This window comes from Streptosporangium minutum (assembly GCF_002149035.1).
GTDB classification, from domain to species: domain Bacteria; phylum Actinomycetota; class Actinomycetes; order Streptosporangiales; family Streptosporangiaceae; genus Streptosporangium; species Streptosporangium minutum.
The window spans coordinates 1-3,907 of record NZ_NGFP01000421.1; the positions used below are offsets into that span (position 1 = coordinate 1).

2 protein-coding genes and 1 pseudogene are annotated in these 3,907 nt (G+C 75.7%); all 3 read left to right on the forward strand.

What is annotated here, in order from left to right:
- Positions 1-814, forward strand: a pseudogene (locus CA984_RS42965) (FdrA family protein); the annotation flags it as partial.
- A gap of 70 nt (positions 815-884) precedes the next feature.
- The gene (locus CA984_RS42970; protein WP_108724704.1) at positions 885-2,291 is read left to right on the forward strand and encodes a YlbE family protein; all 1,407 of its coding nucleotides are present in this window, start codon (positions 885-887) and stop codon (positions 2,289-2,291) included.
- 236 nt (positions 2,292-2,527) lie between these two features.
- Positions 2,528-3,907 (forward strand): serine/threonine-protein kinase (locus CA984_RS47565; RefSeq protein WP_207621263.1); only part of this gene is annotated, 1,380 nt, incomplete at its 3' end.

Below are 3,907 nucleotides of genomic sequence, written 5' to 3' on the forward strand. Positions count from 1 at the left end.
CGGCAGGGACCTGTCGGAGGAGGTGGGCGGGCTGTCCACGCTCCGTGCCCTTGAGGCGCTCGACGCCGATCCGGCGACCGAGCTGATCGTGCTGATCTCCAAGCCTCCCGCCCCCGAGGTGGCGCGCACCGTGCGGGAGGCCGTGGCGGAGCTCGGAACCCCGGTGGTGACCGCACTGCTCGGCTCCGGCCAGGACGACCTGACCGCCGCCGCCGAGAACGCCCTGCGCGCGCTCGGGGTGGCGGTGCCCTCGTGGCGGTCATGGCCGGCGCCCGCCCCGCCCCCGCCGGACGACCGGCCTCGGGCCGGCGGGCGGGACAGCGGCGGTGCGGGCGCCGGCCGTACCGGCACGGACACGGAGGGGGCGGGCGGATCCGGGGGCGGCACGCGCGCCGGGACGCTGCGGGGCGTCTACTCGGGAGGGACGCTGTGCGCCGAGGCCCGGCTGATCGCCGGGACCGGGAGATTCACCGACTTCGGCGACGACGCCTACACCCGCGGCAGGGCCCACCCGATGATCGATCCCGCGCTCCGCCTGGAGGCTCTGGCCGAGGTCCCGCCCGGCGACGTCGTCCTGCTCGACGTGGTCCTCGGCCACGGCGCCGACCCCGACCCCTCGGCACGGCTCGCGCCCGGGATCGCCGCCGCCGTCGCCAGGGGCGTGCCGGTGGTCGTCGCGCTGGTCGGCTCCGAGGGCGACCCTCAGGGGCTGAACGCCCAGGCGGAGGCGGTGCGGGCGGCGGGGGCCGCGGTGTTCGCCTCCAACGCCCAGGCCGCCCGGCACGCGGCCGGCCTGCTCGCGAGCGCCCGTTGACCCGCCGGTCGCGGCCCGGTACCGGTGACCGCCCGGCCCGCAGCCGCCGTTCCCCGCTCAGGAGTACTCCATGACGCTTCCCATGCTCTCCGGAGAGCCTCAGGTGATCACGGTCGGAGCCGAGCTGCTCGGCGAGGCGCTGGACGCGCAGGCGGTGCCCAGGGTGGGGGTGGACTGGCGCCCGCCGATGCCCGGCACCGCCGGCGACCTGGCGCGGGTGCTGGCCGATCCGCGCAGGGTCCGGGCCAACGAGACGGCCGTGGGCCGCCTGACGGCCGCACGGCCCCAGCTCGTCGGGGTACGGCCCGCGCACGAGGTGCTGGACCTGCCCAGGGGCACCTTCCTGCACGCCGGGCCGCCGATCGACTGGGAGCGGGCGTCGGGCCCGATGCGGGGTGCGCTCATCGGGGCGATGCTGCTGGAGGGACTGGCCGCCGACGCCGAGGAGGCCGCCGGCCGGCTCGCGGCCGGGCAGGCCCGGCTGGAGCCCTGCCACCACCACCGGACGGTGGGGCCGATGGCGGGTGTGGTCAGCCCGTCGATGTGGATGTTCGAGGTGCGCGACGCCGAGCACGGCGGCACCGCCTACTGCTCGCTCAACGAGGGCCTGGGCAAGGTGCTCCGGTACGGCGCCTACGGCCCTGAGGTGCTGGAGCGGCTGGGCTGGATGGGCGAGGTGCTCGGTCCCGTGCTGCGGACCACCCTGGAGCGGACCGGGCCGCTGGACCTCAGGTCGCTGGTCGCGCAGGCCCTGCAGATGGGCGACGAGCTGCACAACCGCAACCGCGCCGCCACCTCGCTGCTGGCGCGGGAGCTGGCCCCGGGGATCGTGGACGCCGCTCCCGGCCACGCGGCCGAGGTGCTGCGCTTCGTCAACGGCAACGACCACTTCTTCCTCAACGCGGGCATGGCGGCGTGCAAGGTGAGCACCGACGCGGCCCGGGACATCCCCGGCTCCACCATGGTCGTCGCGATGGCCCGCAACGGCACGGACTTCGGCGTCCAGGTCTCCGGGCTGGGCGGGCGCTGGTTCACCGGCCCGGCGGGCGTGCCGGACGGCCTCTACCTCGGCGCGTACGGCCCGGCCGACGCCAACCCCGACATCGGCGACTCCACGATCACCGAGACGGCGGGCCTGGGCGGCTTCGCGATGGCCGCGGCCCCGGCGATCGTCAGGTTCATCGGCGGCGACGTGTCGGACGCGATGGCGGCCACCCGGTCCATGTACGAGATCACTCTCGCCGAGCACCCCGCCTACCAGATTCCCGGGCTCGACTTCCGGGGCACGCCGGTCGGCGTCGACGTCGCGCTGGTCGCCAGGACGGGTCTGCTGCCCACCGTGAACACCGGTATCGCGGGCCGGGTCGCGGGCACCGGACAGGTGGGCGCGGGTCTGGTGAGCCCGCCCGCCGCGGCCTTCACCGCCGCCCTGGCCGCCCTGGCCGAGGCCGCGGAACCCGGCGGGGGAATCGGGTAGGCAATCGTTTCCCGCGGAGCCGTGATCGGGAAAGTCGTGATCGGTTCACGGTGAACGCGGCGGCTTTTCACGACCTCCGGCGGCGACCTCCGGCAGCAGGTCAAACGCGCGAACGGCGGCACCGACTAACAAATGCCGCGATGCGCTCTTCCGCATGTCAACTTCCATTACCGATTGTGAGCCCGATATCGTGGCCAACCTTACGAATAGGGTTGGCTCTGGGGGGACGGGGTACGATGACCGATCGCTTGCTCGGCAAGGCCCCGACCGGCCCCGAGGGCGAGGGGGTCGGCAGATCCGCGCCGGCGGCACAGGGCAAGCTCGTCGGCAGGCGCTACCGCCTGGTGTCACCGGTCGGCCGCGGCGGCATGGGCATGGTGTGGCACGCCCACGACGTCCTGCTCGACCGGGACGTCGCGGTCAAGGAGCTGATCCTGCCCTACGGGCTGGACCACGCGGGCAAGCAGGTGGCCCACCGGCGCATGCTGCGCGAGGCCCGTTCGGCGGCACGGCTCAGCCATCCGGGGATCGTCACCGTCCACGACGTCGTCGAGGAGGACGGCCGCCCCTGGATCGTGATGGAGCTGGTCCGCGCCTGGTCCCTGGAGCAGGCCGTACGGCAGAGCGGGCCGCTGCCCGTGGCCCAGGCCGCCGAGATCGGCGTCCGGGTGCTCGACGCGCTCCGCCACGCCCACGCCGCCGGAATCCTGCACCGCGACGTCAAGCCCGGCAACGTGCTGCTCACCTCCGACCGGGTGGTGCTCACCGACTTCGGCATCGCCGCGATAGAGGGTGACGTCACGATCACCCAGACCGGCCTGCTGATGGGCTCCCCGGCCTACATCCCGCCGGAGCGGCTGTCCGGCCGGCCGGTCACGCACGCCGCCGACCTGTGGTCCTTCGGGGCCACGCTGTACGCCGCGGTGGAGGGCCGCCCGCCGTACGAGGGCCCCGACGCGGTGGCCGTGCTCGGTGCGATCCTCACCCAGGAGCCCACCCGGCCGCAGCGGGCCGGGGCGCTGGCCGCCGTCATCGAGGGCCTGCTCCGCAAGAACCCGGCCGACCGGATGRCCGCCGCCCAGGTGTCCGACCTGCTGGACCGGGTGCTGCGCAGCCACGGCTCCACGCCTCCCAACCGCACGCCCGTCACCCCCGCCCCCTCGCCGATGCCGGTCCCCGGCGACTCCGTGCCGGTGCGTCTCCCGCCGCCTGACCCGCCGTCCGGGCCGATGCCCTCGCGGATCATCGAGACCCCCTCCGGCCCGGTGCGGGTGCCGTACGACCCGCTGACCGAGGCGCCGGGCGGCCACGCGGCGCCCCGTGACATGCCGSCCGGCGGCCCGGGCGGGTACCGTGCGGACCCGCTGTCCGTGCCGGGGCACTCCCCCGTCGGCGCCGCCGATCCGCCGGGCGCCCCGTCCGGCGGGCACCAGCGTGGCTACGAGGCGCTGCGCAGCCCCTCGGCCGACCTCGGGCGCCCTCTGCCGTCCGATCCGCCCGGCGAGCTCACGGGCACCCCGCCGCGCGGCACGGCCGTCCCGGTCTCCGGAGCCGGGCTGTGGCCCCTCCCCGCCGGCCAGGGCTCCCGCGACGGTGCGCAGGCCTCTCAGCCCGTC